Consider the following 19269-nt stretch of genomic DNA (forward strand, 5'->3'; position numbering starts at 1 on the left):
CGCATGTCCCTTTGGCGCGCTGTGAGTTGTTCACGGCGTCTAAGTGGCAAGTGCGGCTGATGCGATATACGTCACGGTCCGGGACCAAAGTCCCAGGCGGTGGTGTCTACTGGAGCGCATGCCCGATGAGCACGTCTCGATCCTCCAGTCACTGGGCGTGGCCGTTCTCGCCCTGGCGGCCGTCGTCTGGGTGTTCGGCCTGATCAGCCTGCTGCGCGGCCGCTCCGGTGCCGGCGGCCCCACCCTGTACGGCTTCCCGTACCAACGCCAGGCCGCACCGCACCTGGAGTCCGTCGAACTGACCCCGGCGGAGCGGGACGCCTTCGCGGGACTCGTACGACAGCTCAACGACGGCCGCTGAGACACCGGGCGCCGCCTTCCCTCCCAGGCCCAGGGTCGGGGCCGGCTCGGGTTCGGGCTCAGGAAACCCGCGCCGCCCGCCGCTCCATGGCATCGCGGGCCGCGTCCTCGCTGACGTACACCTCGCACATGTGCCGCCCGTCCGGCGTCGCCGTGTGCTCGGCCTCCCAGAGAGACACCTCCTCGCCGTCACGCAGCAGGAAAGCGTGCTCGTAGAGCGAGAAGCAGAGCCCGGCGCGGCCCGCGCGGCACGGGCGCCCGAAAGCCTGGGTGATCTGGTGCGCGCACGCCGTGGCGAGCAGCGCGGCCGTCTCCGCGCCCGGCCGGTCCGGGTTCTCCGCTCTGCGCAGCAGCCGACGCGCGTGATCCGCCGAGTCGTCCGGCAGATACGCGTGCCGCGGCGCGGGGATCGGCGACAGCTGCACCGTCACCGGCAGCTCGAAGTCCGGTGCGTCCGGCGGCAGGGGCAGCCGCGCCGTCGCGGCGCGCAGCTCCTCCTCGTCGACATACACCTCGTGCTGCGCGGCGCTGCCCGGGGCCGTGTTGTGCACGAGCTCCCACAGCGTGAGCGCCGAGCCGTCGACGAGCAGCCAGGTGTGCCGGTACGTCTCGCGGTGCAGGCCCGCGCTGTGGTGCGCGGAGTGCAGCGAACTGTCGTGCGCCAGCGCGCAGTCGAGCCGCCGTATCGTCTCGTCGGGCAGCTCGAAGGAGTTCAGGGCACGACCGAGGAGTCGCGCGAGGTGCTCCTCCGGAGACTCGGGCGACTCGGGTGGTTCGTACGCTGCCGTCTCGTACGGAACGCTCAAGGTTTCTCCCGGCGTTGCTGCATGTCACCTTGTGGGTGCATACCGTAGCCCCTCGGTCGGACATCATGTCCGGGAACCGAGAAAACGTACGCACAGAAAACGCGCGGGCCGTGTGAGAAGTTCCCACACGGCCCGACGATCTGTCAGAACTCGCTGTTCAGGCAGCCCTTGAGACGATCATGCACTGCTCGCGCCGATCAGGCGGCGCTTCCCGCGACCCACTGGCTCCACGCCATGTTCCAGCCGTTGAGCCCGTTGTCGGGGGAGACCGTCTTGTCGGGGGAGTTCTTGACGATCACGACGTCCCCGATGAGCGAGTTGTCGTAGAACCACTTGGCGTTCGTGGCGCCCTGCGCGCCCTGCACGTCCGGGAGCCCGACACAGCCGTGGCTGGTGCCGGTGCGGCCGAAGGGCGGGTTCGCCTTGTTGTACCAGTAGTTGCCGTGGATGAACGTCCCCGACGAGGTCAGACGCATCGCGTGCGGCACGTCCGGGATGTCGTACTCGCCGCCCAGGCCCACCGTCCGGCTGTTCATCCGCGTCTGCGTGAACTTCTCGGAGATCACCATCTGCCCGTTGTACGTCGTGTGTTCCGGGCTGCCCGACGAGATCGGCACCGACTTGAGGGTCTTGCCGTCACGCACGACCGTCATGGTCTGCGTGTTCACGTCGACCGTGGAGACCTGGGAGCGGCCGATGGTGAACGTGACGGTCTTCTTCTGCACCCCGTAGACGCCGTTCGCGCCCTCGACGCCGTCCAGGTCGATCTTCATCGTGACCTTGGAGCCGGCCTTCCAGTACTCCTCGGGCCGGAAGTCGAGCCGCTGCGCCCCGAACCAGTGCCCGACCACCTTCTGCCCGTTGGTGGAGCTGACCGTGATGTGCGACTGCACGGCCTTCTTGTCGCTGATCACCTTGTCGAAGTTGAACGACACCGGCATGCCGACGCCGACCGTGGTGCCGTTGTCCGGCGTGTACGTCCCGATGAAGCTGTTCGCCGAACTGACCGTCGTGAAGATGGAGTTGGCGGCGGCCGTACGACCGCCTGAGTCCTTGGCGGTCGCCGATATCTGGTACTTCGTCCCGCGCTCCAGCTGCTGCTTCGGCTTCCAGTCACCGCCGTTCGCGGACATCGAGCCCGGCACGGCCTGTCCCGACCCCGCCACCGTCATCTTCACGTCGGTCAGCTTGCCCCCGCTGACCTTCACACCCGTCGAGTTGATCGACGCGTCGGTCGAGCCGTCCTTCGCCGAGATGACGATCTTCGCCGCGGAGGTCTTGGTCGCTGAGTCCGCGCCGCCCTTGCTGTCGCTCGAGGAGTTGGCGTCGGCGTTGGCGTTGCCACCGCAGGCGGTGAGGGTGAGGGCGCCGACCATCAAGGCGGCACAGGCCCCCAGTACGCGCCGCGCTGCAATGTCCGGCGTTGTCACGGGCTGCTCCAGGTTCGTGTGATGTGCGTGATCCGCTCCAGTGCGTGAACAAAGAGGGACTTGACGACCGCCGGGGTTCCCGCTGTACACGGCGAACGCGATCACGTGACAGAACCGGGACAATCGGGGCCCGCCGTCCCCGCCCCCCGCCCCCGCCCCCAGTCACCGCCCCCGTACAACTCCTCGTACGACGGCCACACCCCGCCCGCCGTCACCACCGACTCTGCGGCGCGTACGGCGTTCACGATCGCGCGGGTCACCACGTCCGCACCCGCCGCGAGGATCTCGTTCAGCGCCAGGGGGTGCTCGGTGTCGAGCGGGCGCGCCCCTGTCGCGAGCGTGAAGACCGTGTCGCCGTCGTGGAGCAGGTGCACCGGCCGGACGGCGCGTGCGATGCCGTCGTGCGCCGTGCCGGCCAGTTTCTGCGCCTGGGCCTTCGACAGATCCGCGTCGGTGGCGACCACGGCGAGCGTGGTGTTCAGCGGCGGGCGCCCGTTCTTCGCCGCGCTCTCGGCGATGCGGCTGCGCGCGGCCTCGTGGACGTGTGCCTCCGGGTAGTTCACCCGCCCCTGGAACAACTCCCCGTACAGGACGCCTGTTTCCGGCTCCGTCACCGACCCCGCCGCGTTGGCCACCACCAGCGCGGCCACCGTGATTCCCGAGTCGAGGACGATGCTCGCCGAGCCGACCCCGCCCTTCATCGGCCCCACAGCCGCTCCCGTACCGGCGCCCACGCATCCTTCCGTCACGCGTGCCCCGGCCGGGCTCGCCGCGGCCGCCTCGACCGCGGCCCGGCCGGTGGCCGCGTCGGGCCGAGCCGAGAAGTCCCCTCCCCGCCCCAGGTCGAAGACGCAGGCGGCGGGTACCACCGGCACGACGTGCGCCGGGTCCTCCCCGACACGTACCCCGCGCCCCTGTTCCTCCAGCCAGGCCATCACTCCGGACGCCGCGTCGAGCCCGTACGCGCTGCCGCCGGTCAGGACGATCGCCTCGACCTTGCTCACGAGGTTGCGCGGGTCGAGGGCGTCGGTCTCCTTGGTGCCCGGACCGCCGCCCCGCACGTCCACGGCGGCGACGGCCCCGCCCTCCGGGGCGAGCACGACCGTGGTGCCGGTGAGCCAACCGTCGCCGATGCGCGTCGCGTGGCCCACCCGCACACCGGCGACGTCCGTCAAAGCGTCAAGTGTCGTCATGGGCCCAGTCTCGCCCGGCCCGGGGCGTGGAGGACCTCGTCACGCGGCGGGGGTCGTGGCGTGCTCCCCGCTCGCCCCCCGCTCCCTGGCGCTCATGCGCGCCGTCAGCGTCGTCCCGGTCGCCACCGCCAGCGCCGACACCAGCCCCGCCGCGAACACCGCCCAGTCGCCCAGGAACGTGCAGACGATCACCAGCAGCGCCGTGCTCGGCAGCACCAACTGCTGCGCGATGCCCACCTTGTAGAAGCGGGAGTGCAGCGCCCAGACCGTGAGCAGGAACAGCGCCGTCGGCAGGGTCACCGCCGCCGAAGCGGCCAGCGTGGAGATGTGCGCCTTGCCGACCGCTTGCTCCACCGCCACCTCCAGGCCCGCACCGATCGCCGCCGCCGACGCGAAGATCAGGTAGTGGCCGTAACCCCAGAGGAAGGACTGCCGGTTGGAGCGCAGGTGCCCGTGGATCGGCACCACGAAGTAGATCCACCAGGCGGCGAAGATGATCAGCAGTCCGCCCGCCGCGATCGGCAGCAGATCGCCCAGCGCCTCGTTCTCGTCCACGCCCGACTTCACGGCGATGGTGGCCGCCGCGATGGTCTCGCCGAGCACGATGATCGTGAACAGCCCGTAGCGTTCGGCGATGTGGTGCGGGTGCCAGGACGTGGCATGCGCCTTCTCCGCGACCAGCGGCACGGCCATCTCCAGAGGCGCCATCACCAGGAAGACCCATGGCCGGGCGCCCTCCGGCAGGACCACCAGCCCCAGCCAGCCGACCAGGCACAGCAGCACACCGCCGGCGTACCGCAATGCCATGGTCCGCTCGCCGCCCCGGCTCGACCGTGCCACGCGCAGCCACTGCGCCGACATGGCGAGCCGCATGATCAGATAGCCCAGCCAGACGACCAGGAACTCGTGCTCCTCGAACGCCCGCGAGACCCCGGCCGCCAGGACGAGCACTCCGGCGATCTGGACCAGCGTGACGACCCGATAGAGCGCGTCGTCGTTGTCGTACGCCGAGGCGAACCAGGTGAAGTTCATCCACGCCCACCAGATGGCGAAGAAGATCATCGCGTAGTTGAGGATCCCCTCGCCCGCGTGCCCCTCGGCCATGGCGTGCACCAGCTGGGCGCCCGCCTGGGCGATGGCCACGACGAAGCACAGGTCGAAGAAGAGCTCGAGCGGTGAGGCGACACGGTGCATCTCGTCGCGGCCGCGAGCCGTGAGCCTGCGCAGCGGTCTGTGGCTCGCGGGCGGCCCAGAGGGCGCCGGCGGCGGAGTCGGACTGCTCGTCATGCGTTCCAGCACACCAGATAAGCGGCGGAAATTCCTGTGAAGCGCCCAGGTCAGACGACGTGACCGCGCCGGTCGCCGGCCTGCGGGGCGACTCCAGGCCCGAGCCCGCCGTCATGCCCGACGGTGGCCGCTGTCCTCCCCCGTACCCTGGAGGCATGACCTCCGCCCCCGAGCCCCCCGCGCCCAAGCCCGCGCTGATCTTCGACGACCCGCTGGACCAGCAGACCTCGGACGACACGGACCGCGGCTGGGGTGAGCGGCCCGGCTCCGACAGCGCGGCCGACCTGAAGCGCTTCCTCGACGAGAAGCCGCCCCACCACATCTGAGCCGCGCCGGACCACCTCTGCGTCGCGCGGGACCACCTCTGAGCCGTGTCGGCTCCGGCCCGCCGGACCCGGCGGGCGAGCGCAGCTAGCGCTCGTCGTGCCCGGACCCCCGCTGCGCGACCAGCGCGTCGCGGATCTCCTTGAGCACCTCCAGCTCCGTCACCTCGATCACTTCCTGCGTGCCCTCCTTCGCCTTCCTGCGGGCCTCCTGCCGCGCCAGGTACTTCGACATGGGCAGCACCATCAGGAAGTAGACGACGGCCGCGGTGATCACGAACGTCAGGGTCGCGCCGAGGACCGAGCCCCACAGGAGCTGGATCCCCTGGTCGCCCTTGCACGACTCGCTCAGGCACGAGCTGTAGCTGTCGAGGTTCTGCGTGCCGATCGCTCCGACCAGCGGGTTGATGAGCCCCTTCACCACCGAGTTCACGATGTTGGTGAAGGCGGCGCCGATGACCACCGCGACTGCCAGGTCGACGACGTTCCCGCGCATCAGGAAGGCCTTGAAGCCCTGCCAGACGCTCGGTTCCTTCTTCTCGCTCACCTCGGGGCCTCTTCTCACACGCGCAGGTTGGGGAACAAACAGTTCCGCAACCTACGTCAAGGCGAGGCCGCCCTGTCCAACTGGGTGCCTCTAACGAGGGACTTGACAGGATGTCGCGCACGATTCGCACAGCACGGATCAGCACACCGTCACCGCCAGCCGTGCCGTCGCGCCCGCACCGGCGAGGTGCGCCGCGGTGGAACGAGGAACCGAGAGCACGACCAGCGCCCCGCTGTCGGCCGCTTCGTCCAAGGGCTCGGGAACCTTGGTCACCCGCGCCCCGCGCGCGACCACGCGGGCGTCGCCGCCCGTCGCCGTGTCCCGGGCGGCCACGACGTCCACCCGGTCGCCGGGCCGCAGCAGCCGGACCGTGGCCCCGTCGGCGATCCGCACCGGCGCGGCCACCATCTCGACGGCACGGTGTTTTCGTACAGGATCCGCCACCGGATGGCCACGCGTCGCCCGGTCGATGTCCCGCGGGCCGGCTGCCACCAGCGCGGCCGCGGTCACGGCGAGGCCCACGGCCACGGCCCGCCTCCGGTGCCGTACGAGCCGTTGCAGCTGGTACCGCCCGCCGCGCACCCGCACGGGAGCGAAGTGCGGAACCTCGCACGTGGCGGGGGCATCGGTGCCGGGCGGGTGCGGAGAAGAAGCGGGGAAGGGCAGAGAGGGAGGAAGGGACATGCGGATCACCACCTGCATCGAGGAATCGGCCTGCAAGCCCACGATGAGGCTTCTCGCCGCCGCTCGCCGAGGCCGGTGGACTACCGACGGGTTGTGGAAAACTCCCTCACCCGAACGGGAAGTTCCGCACGCCTCAAGCCCCCCCCGTGCGCCTCAAGCTCCGCACGCCTCAAGCCCCGCACGCCTGTGGTTCGGCACGCCTGCCGTCCGCATCCCGGCCGTCCGCCCGCCGGAGGCCCACGCAGCCCTCTTCCAACTGCCCCCTGCGTTACGGCAGTTCGAACCCCGGATCCATCCCGCCCAGCGCCTTCGTGCACAGGCAGTCCCGGTCCTCGTTCGCCGGCAGGGCGGCCACCGCGTCGAAGAGCACGCCCCGCAGCCGGTCCACGTTCGCCGCGAACACCTGCAGCACCTCGTCGTGCGAGACGCCCTCGCCGGTCTCGGCGCCCGCGTCGAGGTCGGTGACCAGGGTCATCGACGCGTAGCAGAGCTCGAGTTCACGGGCGAGCGCCGCCTCGGGGTGGCCGGTCATGCCGACCACCGACCAGCCCTGCGCCTGGTGCCACAGCGATTCGGCGCGGGTCGAGAAGCGGGGCCCCTCGACCACCACCAGCGTGCCGCCGTCCACGGGCTCCCAGTCCCGGCCGCGCGCGGCCTTCAGAGCGGCAGCCCGTCCGGTGGGGCAGTAGGGGTCGGCCAGGGACACGTGCACCACGTTCGGGACACCGCCGCCGGGCAGCGGCAGCCCGTCGAAATACGTTCCCACCCGAGACTTCGTACGGTCGACCAGCTGGTCCGGCACGAGCAGCGTGCCCGGCCCGTACTCGGCGCGCAGACCGCCCACCGCGCACGGACCGAGGACCTGGCGCACACCGACCGACCGCAGCGCCCACAGGTTGGCCCGGTAGTTGATCCGGTGCGGCGGCAGGTGATGGCCGCGCCCGTGGCGGGGCAGGAAGGCGACCCGCCGTCCGGCGATCCGGCCGAGGAAGAGGGAGTCGCTGGGTGGCCCGTACGGGGTGTCCACCTGGACCTCGGTCACGTCGTCGAGGAACGAGTAGAAGCCCGAGCCGCCGATTACACCGATCTCTGCGTTCGCCATGGCCAGCACAGTATCCGGCCCTGGCGGGCGGCAGAGAGCGGGCCCGGAGACACCGAAAACCCTGCCGTCGTACGACGGCAGGGTCCCGAGAAAACCGGTGCTACGCGGCGCTGCTGCCGGCCGAGGAGCCGGCGCCCGACGACTTCGAGTCCGAGGACGACGAGGACGACGTGGATGAGGACGACGAAGACGGCGACGAAGAAGACGGCGTCGACGACGACGAAGTGGACGTCGACGGCTTCGACGACGGCGAGCTGCTCGACGAGGAGCCGCGGCTGTCGTTGCGGTAGAAACCGGAGCCCTTGAAGACAATGCCGACCGCGGAGAACACCTTCTTCAGGCGGCCAGCGCAGTTGGGGCACTCGGTAAGGGCGTCATCGGTGAACTTCTGCACCGCCTCGAGGCCCTCGCCGCACTCGGTGCACTGGTACTGGTAGGTGGGCACTGTCTTCCTCCTGGCACTCTCACTCAATGAGTGCTAACGAGGGTCCATAGTGACGTATTCCCGAGGATCAGTCCACCGTCACCGGCACGCGGTGACCGACGCCACGTGCGACGGTCAGGCTGCGGGGCCGTGTGGCGAGGTGTGACCGCAGGGCCACGAGGGTCGCCAGGGCGAGCACTGTGCCGCCCGCGGGCACCAGGAATCCGGCGCCGCCCCAGAAGCGGTCCTCCAGTTGTCCGGCCAGCGTGACGGCCGCCGCCTGGCCGAGCGCCACCGCACCGGTCAGCCAGGTGAAGGCCTCGGTGCGGGCGCCGGCCGGGACCAGGCCGTCGACCAGTGTGTAGCCGGTGATCAGCGCGGGCGCGATGCACATGCCGACGAGGAGGCCGAGACCGGCCAGGAGGAGCACCGAGTGGGCGGCCCACAAACCCGAGGCTGCCAGCGCGAGGGCGCCGTACCCGACGACGAGACGCCGCTGCGGGGCCACCTTCCAGGCGACGGCGCCGCAGACGATCCCGGAGAGCATGTTGCCCGCGGCGAAGACGCCGTACAGGGCGCCGTTCAGGCCGGGTTCGCCGATCGACTCGGTGAACGCGGCCAGCGAGACCTGCATGCCGCCGAAGACGGAGCCGATGCCCAGGAAGGCCACGATCAGCACGCGCACACCAGGGATGCGCAGAGCGGAAACGTGCTCCACGCGTGCGTGCCCGGCGTCGGCGACAGCGGGCTGCGTGCTCTTCTGTGCCGCGAAGAGCAGACCGCCGAGCAGCGTCAGGGACGCCTCCGTCACCAGACCGGCGGCCGGCGTGACGGTGGTGCACAGGGCGGTGGCCAGCAGCGGGCCGAAGACGAACGTCAGCTCGTCCGTGACGGACTCGAAGGCGGCCGCGGTGGTCATCAAAGGCGTGCCCTGGAGCTTCACGCCCCAGCGGGCGCGCACCATGGGCCCGACCTGCGGCACCGAGGCGCCCGTCGGCACGGCCGCCACGAACAGCGCCCACAGGGGCGCGTGGGCCAGCGCGAGCGCCGTCAGGGTCAGGCCCGACAGCGAGTGGAGGAGCACGCCGGGGATCAGCACGGTGCGCTGCCCGTAGCGGTCGGCGAGACGGCCGCTGTAGGGCGCGAACAGCGCCATGGAGACGCCGGTGACGGCCGCAGCGGCGCCCGCCGCGCCGTACGAGCCGGTGGTGTGCTGCACGAGCAGCACGATGGAGATGGTGAGCATCGCGAACGGCTGGCGTGCCGCGAAGCCGGGGAGCAGGAACGTCCAGGCGCCGCGGGTGCGCAGCAGCTGTCCGTAGCCCGGGCGGGAGGTGACCGTGGATGCCACGGCCCGTGCCTTTCTGCCGCCTGGTAGCGCGCCTGTGCGGGGGCGCCGAGAGCTGTCCTCTTGCGCGGACTGCGGTAGATACCGGAGGCCGCCCGGAGGTGGAGGGCGCCACGGCCGCCATGCGGTCGCGCCAGCTCTGCGTCAGGCAGAGTTGGTTTCGATCAGAAGTCTGCCTTCATTGTACAGGGATCAATGCCTGATGCGCCTGTGAAAACGAGCACCATGGGGCCGCCTGCCTGCGATTGCCGGAGGGTGCGAATCACGCGAAACGTGTCGTTTACGGCCGCGCGCCGCGCACCCCCCGTCGCGCCCCTCAGCGCCCAGCGCCCGCCCCGTTCGTCCCGAGCCATCCGGCCAGCTTGCCGCCGTGGCCCACCGAACGCAGCCGCCGCTCGGCCGCGTCCCGCACCGGATCCGTCGCGACGACGAGCAGTTCGTCGCCGCGCCGCAGCACCGTCGTCGGCAGCGGAACAAACGATTTTGCCTCGCGTACGACGAGGGTCACGGCGGCTCCGGCCGGCAGGCGCAGCTCGTTGACCTCGACGCCGTGCATCTTCGAGCCCTCGGGGATCGTCACGGACAGCAGGTGTCCGCGCAGCCGCTCCAGAGGGGCCGACTCGATGCCGAGGTCGGCGGCCTCGGGGTCCCCGCCCAGGCTGAGCTTGCGGGCCAGCCACGGCAGGGTCGGCCCCTGGACCAGCGTGTAGACGACGACCAGGACGAAGACGATGTTGAAGATACGGCGGCTGGCGTCGACGCCCTGCACCATCGGGATCGTCGCCAGGATGATGGGGACCGCGCCGCGCAGCCCGGCCCAGGACATGAGGGTCTGCTCCTGCCACGGCACCCGGAACGGCGTCAGGCACAGCACCACGCTCAGCGGCCGCGCCACCATGGTCAGCACCAGGCCGATGACGAGCGCGGGCCACACGTCGTCGCCCAGCTCGTGCGGGGTGACCAGGAGGCCGAGCAGGACGAACATGCCGATCTGGGCGATCCAGCCGAGCCCGTCGGCGAACCCGCGGGTGGCGGGCCAGTGGGGCAGCTTCGCGTTGCCCATCATCATCGAGGCGAGGTAGACGCCGAGGAAGCCGCTGCCGTGCGCCAGCGCGCCCCCCGCGTACGCCGTGACGGCGATCGCCATGACGGCGATCGGGTAGAGGCCGGAGGCGGGCAGCGCCACGTGCCGCAGGCCCCAGGAGCCGAGCCAGCCCACCGCGAGGCCGATGGCCGCGCCGATGGCCAGTTCCAGCGCTATCTCGCCCAGCAGCACGTACCACTGGTCGACCGGGCCGGCCGTCGAGAACGCGACCACCAGGATGACCACAGGGGCGTCGTTGAAACCGGACTCCGCCTCCAGAGTGCCCGTCACGCGCGCGGGGAGGGGGATCTTCCGCAGCACCGAGAACACCGCCGCCGCGTCCGTCGAGGAGACGACCGCCCCGATGATGAGCGCCTGACGCCACTCCAGCCCGATCAGGTAGTGCGCGGCCGTCGCCGTGACCCCGACGCTCACCGCGACCCCCGCCAGTGCCAGCGCGGAGGCGGCCGGCAGGGCCGGCTTGATCTCCTTCCACTTCGTGCCCAGACCGCCCTCGGCCAGGATCACGACCAGGGCCGCGTATCCGATGACCTGGGTCAGTTCGGCGTTGTCGAAGCGGATGTCGCCGATGCCGTCCTGGCCCATGGCGATGCCGATCCCCAGGTAGACGAGCAGGCTGGGGAGCCCGCTGCGCGAGGAGATCCGGACCGCTGCCACAGCGACGAGCAGGACGAGCGAGCAGACGAGCAGGAGCTGGTTGAGGTGGTGGACAGTCAGCGGCCGTTCCCTTCCCTGGCTCACGCGCATCCCGCGCGGGAGCTCACGTACATAGGACACGAAGTCGAGAAACTCCGCACCCAAGTACTTCGTTACCTTACCTAACTCTTGACGATTTCTTGACACTCCGGGAGGCAAGATCGAACTCTCGTCCGCGCCGGTTCCCGACACCGCGTCAAGGGCCCCAAGGCCCTGCGCCTATGGTTGCTCCAGCGCTCATCCACAGTCACAGACCCGCCTGCCGCTCGCGTGAGGACAGCAAGGACAGCGATGCCCCCCAACACCACCGCCACAACGGGTCACAAGCCCGCCAAGTCCGGCAGGAAGAAGGGGCGCAAAGCCCGATTGGTCGTGCTGGTACTGGTTCTGGCCATCATCGGTGGCGTTGCCTACGGGGCGTACTGGTCCATCAGCACCGTCCGCGCGTCGTTCCCGCAGACGAAGGGCTCGATCACACTCGACGGCCTGTCGGGCCCCGTCGACGTCAAGCGCGACAACTACGGCATCCCGCAGATCTACGCCTCCTCCGACGAGGACCTGTTCATGGCGCAGGGCTACGTCCAGGCGCAGGACCGGTTCTACGAGATGGACGTGCGCCGCCACATGACCTCCGGGCGCCTGTCGGAGATGTTCGGCAAGGGCCAGGTCAAGAACGACGAGTTCCTGCGCACCCTGGGCTGGGACCGCGTCGCCAAGAAGGAGTACGACACCAAGCTGTCGGCTTCCACCAAGAAGTACCTCCAGGCGTACGCCAAGGGAGTCAACGCCTACCTCCAGGGCAAGGACGGCAAGGACATCTCCCTGGAGTACGCGGCGCTCGGTTTCACCAACGACTACAAGCCCGCGAAGTGGACCCCGGTCGACTCGGTCTCGTGGCTGAAGGCGATGGCCTGGGACCTGCGCGGCAACATGCAGGACGAGATCGACCGCGCCCTGATGACCAGCCGCCTCGGCCCCAAGCAGATCGCCGACCTGTACCCGGATTACCCGTACAGCCGCAACAAGGCGATCGTCCAGGAGGGCCAGTACAACGAGCTCACCAAGACGTTCCAGCAGAACGGCAGCACGTCCGGCAGCGGCACGTCCACGAGCGGTACGTCCACGGGCGGAACGACGGGCACGTCCTCCTCGTCGGCCGGCTCGGCCCTGCAGAGCCAGTTGTCGGGCCTCTACAACGTCCTGGACAACGTGCCCACGGCCGTCGGCGTGAACGGCCAGGGCATCGGCTCCAACTCCTGGGTCGTCGCCGGGAGTCACACCATCACCGGCAAACCGCTGCTGGCCAACGACCCGCACCTGTCGGCCTCGCTGCCGTCCGTCTGGTACCAGATGGGCCTGCACTGCCGCACCGTCTCCAGCAAGTGCCAGTACGACGTCACCGGTTACACCTTCGCGGGCATGCCCGGCGTGGTCATCGGCCACAACCAGAACATCGCCTGGGGCATGACCAACTCCGGTGTCGACGTCACCGATCTCTACCTGGAGAAGCTCAGCGGCGACGGCTACCTCTACAACGGCACCGTGAAGCCCTTCAAGAGCCGCGAGGAGACCATCAAGGTCGCCGGCGGACCGTCCAAGAAGATCGTCGTCCGCCAGACCAGCGACGGCATGCCCCTGCTGTCCGACCGAGACGACGAGCTCGTGAAGGTCGGCAAGAAAGCCACCGTCGACACCGCGGCACCCGACCGCGGCGACGGCTACGGTGTCGCGCTGCGCTGGACCGCGCTCGACCCGGGCACCTCCATGGACGCCGTCTTCGCGATGGACAAGGCCTCGAACTGGAGCGAGTTCCGTTCCGCGGCCTCCCTGTTCGACGTGCCCTCGCAGAACCTGACGTACGCGGACAAGACCAACATCGGCTACACGCTGCCCGGAAAGATCCCCACGCGCGCGTCCGGCGACGACGGCTCGATCCCCGCGCCGGGCTGGGACTCCAAGTACAAGTGGACCGGCTACATCAAGCAGGACGAGCTGCCCTACGAGTACAACCCCGAGCGCGGCTACATCGTCACCGCCAACCAGGCCGTGATCGACAAGGACAAGTACCCCTACACGCTCACCACGGACTGGGGCTACGGCACCCGCAGCCAGCGCATCACCGACCTGATCGAGTCGAAGATCAAGGGCGGCGGCAAGATCTCCACCGACGACATGCGCCAGATGCAGCTGGACAACAGCAGCGAGATCGCCAAGCTGCTCGTGCCCAAGCTGCTGAAGCTCGACCTCAAGGACAAGGACGTCCGCGAGGCGCAGGAACTGCTGGAGGGCTGGGACTACACCCAGGACGCCGACTCGGCGGCGGCCGCCTACTTCAACGCGGTCTGGCGCAACATCCTCAAGCTCTCCTTCGGCAACAAGCTGCCCAAGGAGCTGCGGGTCAAGGGCCAGTGCCTGTTGGTCGATCCCGTCGACACCACCGGGCCCGCGGACGAGACGAAGAAGGTCCGCGAGTGCGGCCAGCGGGACGCCGACCAGGCACAACCGGACGGCGGCGACCGCTGGTTCGAGGTCGTCCGCAATCTGATGGACGATCCGAACAGCGACTGGTGGAAGACGCCCGAGTCGGGCACCCGCCCCGCGGCGAACAACCGTGACCAGCTCTTCGAGCGCGCCATGATCGACGCCCGCTGGGAGCTGACCGCCAAGCTCGGCAAGGACATCGACACCTGGAGCTGGGGCCGGCTGCATCGCCTGTTCCTGAAGAACCAGACCCTCGGCACCGACGGCCCCGGTTTCCTGAAGTACGTCCTCAACCGCGGCCCCTGGAAGCTCAGCGGCGGCGAGGCGACGGTCAACGCCACCGGCTGGAACGCCGCCGGGGGTTACGGCGTCGTGTGGGTGCCGTCGATGCGCATGGTGGTCAACCTCGGCGACCTCGACAAGTCGAAGTGGATCAACCTCACCGGCGCCTCGGGGCACGCCTACAGCGCCCACTACACCGACCAGACGGGCAAGTGGGTCAAGGGCGAACTGCTCGACTGGAACTTCTCGGACAAGGCCGTCGAGGACAACACGAGCGACACCCTGGTCCTGAAGCCGTGAGCCACCGGCCGTAGGGCGGACAGACCGCGGAAATGGCCGTCCACGCGTGCGTGGACGGCCATTTCGCATGCAGAGGGGCGGTGTCAGCCGCTCTGGAAGCGCCGCACGCCTGCCGGCGTCACCACCGCGTGCACCGGCCGGTCGTGTGCCTCCTCCGGGACGTGCTCAACGACCTCGGAGCCGTACAGGAGAACCACCAGTGCGGGGTGCGCGCCCGCGCGCTCCAGACGCGCGAGGACGCGGTCGTACGACCCTCCGCCGCGTCCCAGCCGCATTCCGCGCGCGTCGACCGCCAGCCCGGGCAGCAGCACGACGTCGGCGCCGGTGACGGCGTCCGGGCCGAGACGTTCGCCGCTGGGCTCGAAGAGGGCCATTTTTCCGCCGTGTTGGACGCGCGCGAGGGAGCCCTCTCCGGCGTACGCACCCCAGTCCAGGTCGTTGTCGGGCAGGAGCGCCGGGAGCAGCACCCGCACGCCCCGCGCGCGCAGCGCGTCCAGCAGCGCGAGCGTCCCCGGCTCGCTCCCCACGGAGACGTACGCCGCCACCGTGCGGGCCTGCGCCAGTTCGGGCAGCTCCAGCGCGCGCCCGGCCAGCGCGTCCGCGGCTTCCCGCACGTCATCCGGTGTCAACCTGCTTCTCACCGCGAGGAACTCTCGCCGCAACATTCGCTTGTCAGGCTCGGCCGCACGTCCGAGGTGACTCATGGGTCGCACCCGTACCCTTCCTAATGTGCTCATATGAGAGCCAATTAACCGGAGCCACAGATTCCCTCCCAAGGCACCGGATAGGGTTACCGGTATGACCCAGTCGCACCCCAGGATCAGCAAGGCTGTCATCCCCGCAGCAGGCCTCGGCACCCGGTTCCTGCCGGCCACCAAAGCCACTCCCAAGGAGATGTTGCCGGTCGTGGACAAGCCGGCGATCCAATACGTGGTCGAAGAGGCCGTGTCGGCGGGCCTCGACGACGTTCTCATGATCACGGGCCGCAACAAGCGCCCCCTCGAGGACCACTTCGACCGCAACTATGAGCTCGAGTCCGCCCTTCAGAAGAAGGGTGACGCAAGCCGGCTCGCCAAGGTGCAGGAGTCCAGCGACCTCGCGACCATGCACTACGTGCGCCAGGGCGACCCCAGAGGTCTCGGCCACGCGGTGCTGTGCGCCGCCCCGCACGTCGGCCACGAGCCCTTCGCCGTCCTGCTCGGCGACGACCTGATCGACCCGCGCGACCCGCTGCTCGCGCGCATGGTCGAGGTCCAGGAGCGGCGCGGCGGCAGCGTCATCGCGCTCATGGAGGTCGCGCCGGAGCAGATCCACCTCTACGGGTGCGCGGCCGTCGAGACCACCGAGGACGGCGACGTCGTCAAGGTGACCGGCATGGTCGAGAAGCCCGACCCGGCGGACGCCCCCTCGAACTACGCGATCATCGGCCGCTATGTCCTCGACCCGCACGTCTTCGACATACTGCGCCAGACCGAGCCGGGCCGCGGCGGCGAGATCCAGCTCACCGACGCCCTCCAGCAGCTCGCACAGGACGAGAAGGTCGGCGGCCCGGTGCACGGCGTCGTCTTCAAGGGCCGCCGCTATGACACCGGCGACCGCGGCGACTATCTGCGTGCCATTGTCAGACTCGCGTGCGAACGTGAAGACCTGGGCCCGGATTTCCGGACCTGGCTTCGCAGTTACGTAGCCGAGGAGATGTAGCAACGTTGAGCAGCGCCGCGACCCGCCCCACCGGCCAGGACCACCTCTGGTCGGTGGACGAGCACCTGGAGGACATCCTCGCCACCGTCCGCCCCCTCGAACCCATCGAGCTGCAACTGCTCGACGCCCAGGGCTGCGTCCTGGTCGAGGACGTCACGGTGCCGGTGTCCCTGCCGCCGTTCGACAACAGCTCCATGGACGGGTACGCGGTGCGGGTCGCGGATGTTGCGGGCGCGAGCGAGGAGTTCCCTGCCGTCCTGGACGTGGTCGGGGACGTCGCGGCGGGCCAGGCCGATCTGATCCGCGTGGGTCCTGGCCAGGCCGCCCGCATCATGACCGGCGCTCCGCTGCCGCCCGGCGCCGAGACCGTCGTCCCCGTCGAGTGGACCGACGGAGGCCTCGGCGAGGGCCCGGTGACCGGGATGCGCGCCCGGGCGCTGGCCCCCGAGGGCGCCGAGGGACACGTGCACGTGTACCGGCCCGCCGAGGCACGCGCGCACGTACGCGCGAAGGGCAGCGACGTGAAGGCGGGCGACCGCGCCCTCGAGGCCGGCACGGTCCTCGGCCCGCCGCAGATCGCTCTGCTCGCGGCGATCGGCCGCGGCACGGTCCGCGTGCGCCCGCGCCCGCGCGTGGTCGTCATGTCCACCGGCACCGAACTCGTCCAGCCCGACGAGGAACTGCGCAACGGCCAGATCTACGACTCCAACAGCTTCGCCCTCACCGCCTGCGCCATTGACGCGGGCGCCATCGCCTACCGCGTCGCCGCCGTCCCGGACGACGCCGAGACCCTCCGCTCCACCATCGAGGACCAGCTCGTCCGCGCCGACCTCATGGTCACCACGGGAGGCGTGAGCGTCGGAGCGTACGACGTCGTCAAGGAGGCGCTGTCGTACGTCGGCGACGAGGACGAGCCGGGCAGCGGCATCGACTTCCGCAAGCTCGCCATGCAGCCCGGCAAGCCCCAGGGCTTCGGCTCCATCGGCCCCGACCACACCCCGTTGCTCGCGCTCCCGGGCAACCCGGTGTCGTCGTACGTCTCCTTCGAGCTGTTCGTCCGCCCCGCGATCCGCACCCTGATGGGACTCGACGACGTCCACCGGCCGAGGACAAGGGCGACTTTGACCACCGGCAAGGCGCTGACCTCGCCGAAGGGCCGCAGGCAGTTCCTGCGGGGGACGTACGCCGACGGCTCCGTGACCCCCGTCGGCGGCGCCGGATCCCACCTGGTCGCGGCCCTCGCGCACGCCGACGCGCTGATCGTCGTCCCCGAGGACGTGGAGTCCGTGGAGCCCGGCACCGAGGTCGAGGTCGTCCTGCTCGGCTGAGCCCACGCGCGTGTGCCGGCCCATGGGGCAGTCCTGGTCCGATGTTTGCGCCGACTTGGCGGTACCGTGTCGCGCACAACAGGCCCACGCGCCGTACCGCGAGGGGCCCGGACCGGGAGCGCCACGAAACCATGACTGTGCCTTCACGGGGGGAGACCCCCGGACCTCCTGCGCAGGACCGACTGACGCACATCGACGACGCGGGTGCCGCCCGCATGGTCGACGTGTCCGGCAAGGACGTGACCGCGCGCACCGCCCGCGCCAGCGGACGCGTCCTCGTCTCGCCCCGCGTGGTCGAGCTGCTGCGCGGCGAAGGGGTCCCCAAGGGCGACGCCCTCGCCACCGCGCGCATCGCGGGCATCATGGGAGCCAAGCGCACCCCGGACCTCATCCCCCTGTGCCACCCCTTGTCGGTGTCCGGTGTGAAACTGGATCTGTCGGTCGCGGACGACGCCGTCGAGATCCGGGCCGCCGTGAAGACCACGGACCGCACGGGCGTCGAGATGGAGGCCCTCACCGCGGTCTCCGTCGCCGCGCTCACCGTGATCGACATGGTCAAGGCGGTCGACAAGGGAGCGGTCATCACGGACGTACGGGTGGAGGAGAAGACGGGCGGCAAGTCGGGCGACTGGAGCCGGACATGACGTATCGCGCTCTGGTGGTCACCGCCTCCAACCGTGCTGCCGCCGGCGTCTACGAGGACCAGGGCGGCCCGCGGATCGCCGCCGGCCTCGAAGGCTTCGGCTTCGCCGTCGACGGTCCGCAGGTCGTCGCCGACGGCGACCCCGTGGAGGCCGCACTGCGCGCGGGCGCGGCGGCCGGATACGACGTGATCGTGACCACCGGCGGCACCGGCATCTCGCCCACCGACCGCACACCCGAGGCGACGAACGCGGTGATCGACTACGAGGTGCCGGGCATCGCCGAGGCCATCAGGGCGTTCGGACGGGAGAAGGTACCGACCGCGGCGCTCTCCCGGGGCCTGGCCGGAGTGGCGGGAGGAACGCTGATCGTCAATCTGCCGGGTTCCACCGGCGGGGTGAAGGACGGACTGGCCGTCCTGGAACCCCTGCTGGTCCACGCCGTCGACCAGATCCGCGGCGGCGATCACCCCAGACCCGGCGTCACCAGTGGGGGTGCGAGCTGAACAGCCCATCCTGGCCCGTCGAGCTGGCGGACGGCGACATCGTCCTCCGGCCGATAAAGCTGCGCGACCAGCGGGCCTGGCGCGAGGTTAACCGGCGCAACCGGGACTGGCTGCGCCCCTGGGAGGCCACCATCCCGCCGCCCACGCCGACCGGGCCGATCGCGCACCGGCCGACCTACCGCCAGATGGTCCGGCACCTTCGCTCCGAGGCCAACTCCGGCCGGATGCTGCCGTTCGTCATCGAGTATCAGGGGCGTCTGGTCGGGCAGTTGACGGTCGCCGGAATCACCTGGGGCTCCATGTGCTCGGGGCATATCGGTTATTGGGTGGACGAGTCGGTCGCCGGACGCGGTGTGATGCCGACCTCGGTGGCACTTGTCGTGGACCACTGTTTCCGAACGGTCGGGCTGCACCGCATCGAGGTCTGCATTCGCCCCGAGAACGGGCCCAGCCGCCGGGTCGTGGAAAAACTCGGATTCCGTGAGGAGGGCCTTCGGCCGCGTTATCTCCACATCGACGGAGCCTGGCGCGACCACCTCGTCTTCGCCCTCACCGCGGAAGAGGTCCCCGACGGGTTGCTCAACCGTTGGCGGCGGGCACGTACACAGGGGAATCCCGCATAGCCCGGAAAATTGAATAAGTGTTCGAAATTGATCGCGCGGCGACCGCCTCAAGGCATTAAATTCACGGCCTCGGTGGGCTGCTGATCGCATCGGTCACAAAAA

19 protein-coding genes are annotated in these 19269 nt (G+C 70.0%); 8 read left to right on the forward strand and 11 right to left on the reverse strand.

Features of this window, described 5'->3' with window-relative positions; all coding sequences use genetic code 11:
• Positions 1-118: 118 nt before the first annotated feature.
• Entirely contained in the window at positions 119-361 is a 243-nt protein-coding gene (locus tag OG303_RS28650) for a hypothetical protein (RefSeq protein WP_405871914.1), read from the forward strand.
• A gap of 58 nt (positions 362-419) precedes the next feature.
• Here the strand turns inward: OG303_RS28650 and OG303_RS28655 are convergent, their stop codons facing one another.
• The 4 genes from OG303_RS28655 to OG303_RS28670 form a co-directional block, all read right to left on the reverse strand.
• Entirely contained in the window at positions 420-1166 is a 747-nt protein-coding gene (locus tag OG303_RS28655; RefSeq protein ID WP_405871915.1) for a DUF6227 family protein, read from the reverse strand.
• Between the two features lie 197 nt (positions 1167-1363).
• The gene (locus OG303_RS28660; RefSeq protein WP_405871917.1) at positions 1364-2596 is read right to left on the reverse strand and encodes an Ig-like domain-containing protein; all 1233 of its coding nucleotides are present in this window, start codon (positions 2594-2596) and stop codon (positions 1364-1366) included.
• 101 nt (positions 2597-2697) lie between these two features.
• Complete coding sequence (locus tag OG303_RS28665) at positions 2698-3789, reverse strand: P1 family peptidase (RefSeq protein ID WP_405871918.1); 1092 nt, start codon at positions 3787-3789, stop codon at positions 2698-2700.
• Positions 3790-3828: 39 nt separating this feature from the next.
• A complete protein-coding gene (locus OG303_RS28670; RefSeq protein ID WP_405871919.1) occupies positions 3829-5076 on the reverse strand; it encodes a low temperature requirement protein A in 1248 nt (415 codons plus the stop codon).
• Between the two features lie 155 nt (positions 5077-5231).
• On the opposite strand from OG303_RS28670, the gene OG303_RS28675 reads away from it, so the two are divergent.
• Positions 5232-5402, forward strand: coding sequence for a hypothetical protein (locus tag OG303_RS28675; RefSeq protein ID WP_405871921.1), 171 nt, complete (start codon positions 5232-5234; stop codon positions 5400-5402).
• Between the two features lie 85 nt (positions 5403-5487).
• On the opposite strand, the gene mscL is transcribed toward OG303_RS28675, so the two are convergent.
• The 6 genes from mscL to OG303_RS28705 form a co-directional block, all read right to left on the reverse strand.
• On the reverse strand, positions 5488-5946 hold the full coding sequence (mscL, locus tag OG303_RS28680) for a large conductance mechanosensitive channel protein MscL (RefSeq protein WP_405871923.1): 459 nt from the start codon (positions 5944-5946) through the stop codon (positions 5488-5490).
• 138 nt (positions 5947-6084) lie between these two features.
• The gene (locus tag OG303_RS28685; RefSeq protein WP_405871925.1) at positions 6085-6630 is read right to left on the reverse strand and encodes a hypothetical protein; all 546 of its coding nucleotides are present in this window, start codon (positions 6628-6630) and stop codon (positions 6085-6087) included.
• Between the two features lie 268 nt (positions 6631-6898).
• Positions 6899-7732, reverse strand: a complete 834-nt coding sequence (locus tag OG303_RS28690; RefSeq protein WP_405871926.1) for an S-methyl-5'-thioadenosine phosphorylase — start codon at positions 7730-7732, stop codon at positions 6899-6901.
• A 100-nt stretch (positions 7733-7832) separates the two neighbouring features.
• A complete protein-coding gene (locus OG303_RS28695) occupies positions 7833-8177 on the reverse strand; it encodes an FmdB family zinc ribbon protein (protein ID WP_405871928.1) in 345 nt (114 codons plus the stop codon).
• Positions 8178-8244: 67 nt separating this feature from the next.
• Positions 8245-9507 (reverse strand): MFS transporter, encoded by a 1263-nt coding sequence (locus tag OG303_RS28700; RefSeq protein ID WP_405871930.1) that lies wholly within the window; start codon positions 9505-9507, stop codon positions 8245-8247.
• Positions 9508-9820: 313 nt separating this feature from the next.
• Positions 9821-11356, reverse strand: a complete 1536-nt coding sequence (locus tag OG303_RS28705) for a potassium/proton antiporter (RefSeq protein ID WP_405877526.1) — start codon at positions 11354-11356, stop codon at positions 9821-9823.
• A gap of 240 nt (positions 11357-11596) precedes the next feature.
• On the opposite strand from OG303_RS28705, the gene OG303_RS28710 reads away from it, so the two are divergent.
• Positions 11597-14368: a penicillin acylase family protein gene (locus tag OG303_RS28710; protein ID WP_405871932.1), complete on the forward strand. Its 2772-nt coding sequence runs from the start codon at positions 11597-11599 to the stop codon at positions 14366-14368.
• An 83-nt stretch (positions 14369-14451) separates the two neighbouring features.
• On the opposite strand, the gene OG303_RS28715 is transcribed toward OG303_RS28710, so the two are convergent.
• Entirely contained in the window at positions 14452-15072 is a 621-nt protein-coding gene (locus OG303_RS28715) for a 5-formyltetrahydrofolate cyclo-ligase (RefSeq protein WP_405871934.1), read from the reverse strand.
• 94 nt (positions 15073-15166) lie between these two features.
• Between OG303_RS28715 and galU the strand changes: the two genes are divergently transcribed.
• The 5 genes from galU to OG303_RS28740 all read left to right on the forward strand — a co-directional run bounded on the left by galU (position 15167) and on the right by OG303_RS28740 (position 19167).
• Positions 15167-16069, forward strand: coding sequence for a UTP--glucose-1-phosphate uridylyltransferase GalU (gene galU, locus OG303_RS28720; protein WP_405871935.1), 903 nt, complete (start codon positions 15167-15169; stop codon positions 16067-16069).
• 5 nt (positions 16070-16074) lie between these two features.
• Complete coding sequence (glp, locus tag OG303_RS28725; RefSeq protein WP_405871936.1) at positions 16075-17397, forward strand: gephyrin-like molybdotransferase Glp; 1323 nt, start codon at positions 16075-16077, stop codon at positions 17395-17397.
• A gap of 131 nt (positions 17398-17528) precedes the next feature.
• Positions 17529-18041: a cyclic pyranopterin monophosphate synthase MoaC gene (gene moaC / locus OG303_RS28730; RefSeq protein ID WP_405871937.1), complete on the forward strand. Its 513-nt coding sequence runs from the start codon at positions 17529-17531 to the stop codon at positions 18039-18041.
• A complete protein-coding gene (locus OG303_RS28735; protein ID WP_405871938.1) occupies positions 18038-18544 on the forward strand; it encodes a molybdenum cofactor biosynthesis protein B in 507 nt (168 codons plus the stop codon). Before moaC ends, OG303_RS28735 begins: the two co-directional genes overlap by 4 nt.
• Positions 18541-19167, forward strand: a complete 627-nt coding sequence (locus OG303_RS28740; protein ID WP_405877528.1) for a GNAT family N-acetyltransferase — start codon at positions 18541-18543, stop codon at positions 19165-19167. Before OG303_RS28735 ends, OG303_RS28740 begins: the two co-directional genes overlap by 4 nt.
• The last annotated feature ends 102 nt before the right edge of the window (positions 19168-19269 follow it).

Source organism: Streptomyces sp. NBC_00005, from assembly GCF_045160215.1.
In the GTDB taxonomy this organism is placed as follows: Bacteria; Actinomycetota; Actinomycetes; order Streptomycetales; family Streptomycetaceae; genus Streptomyces.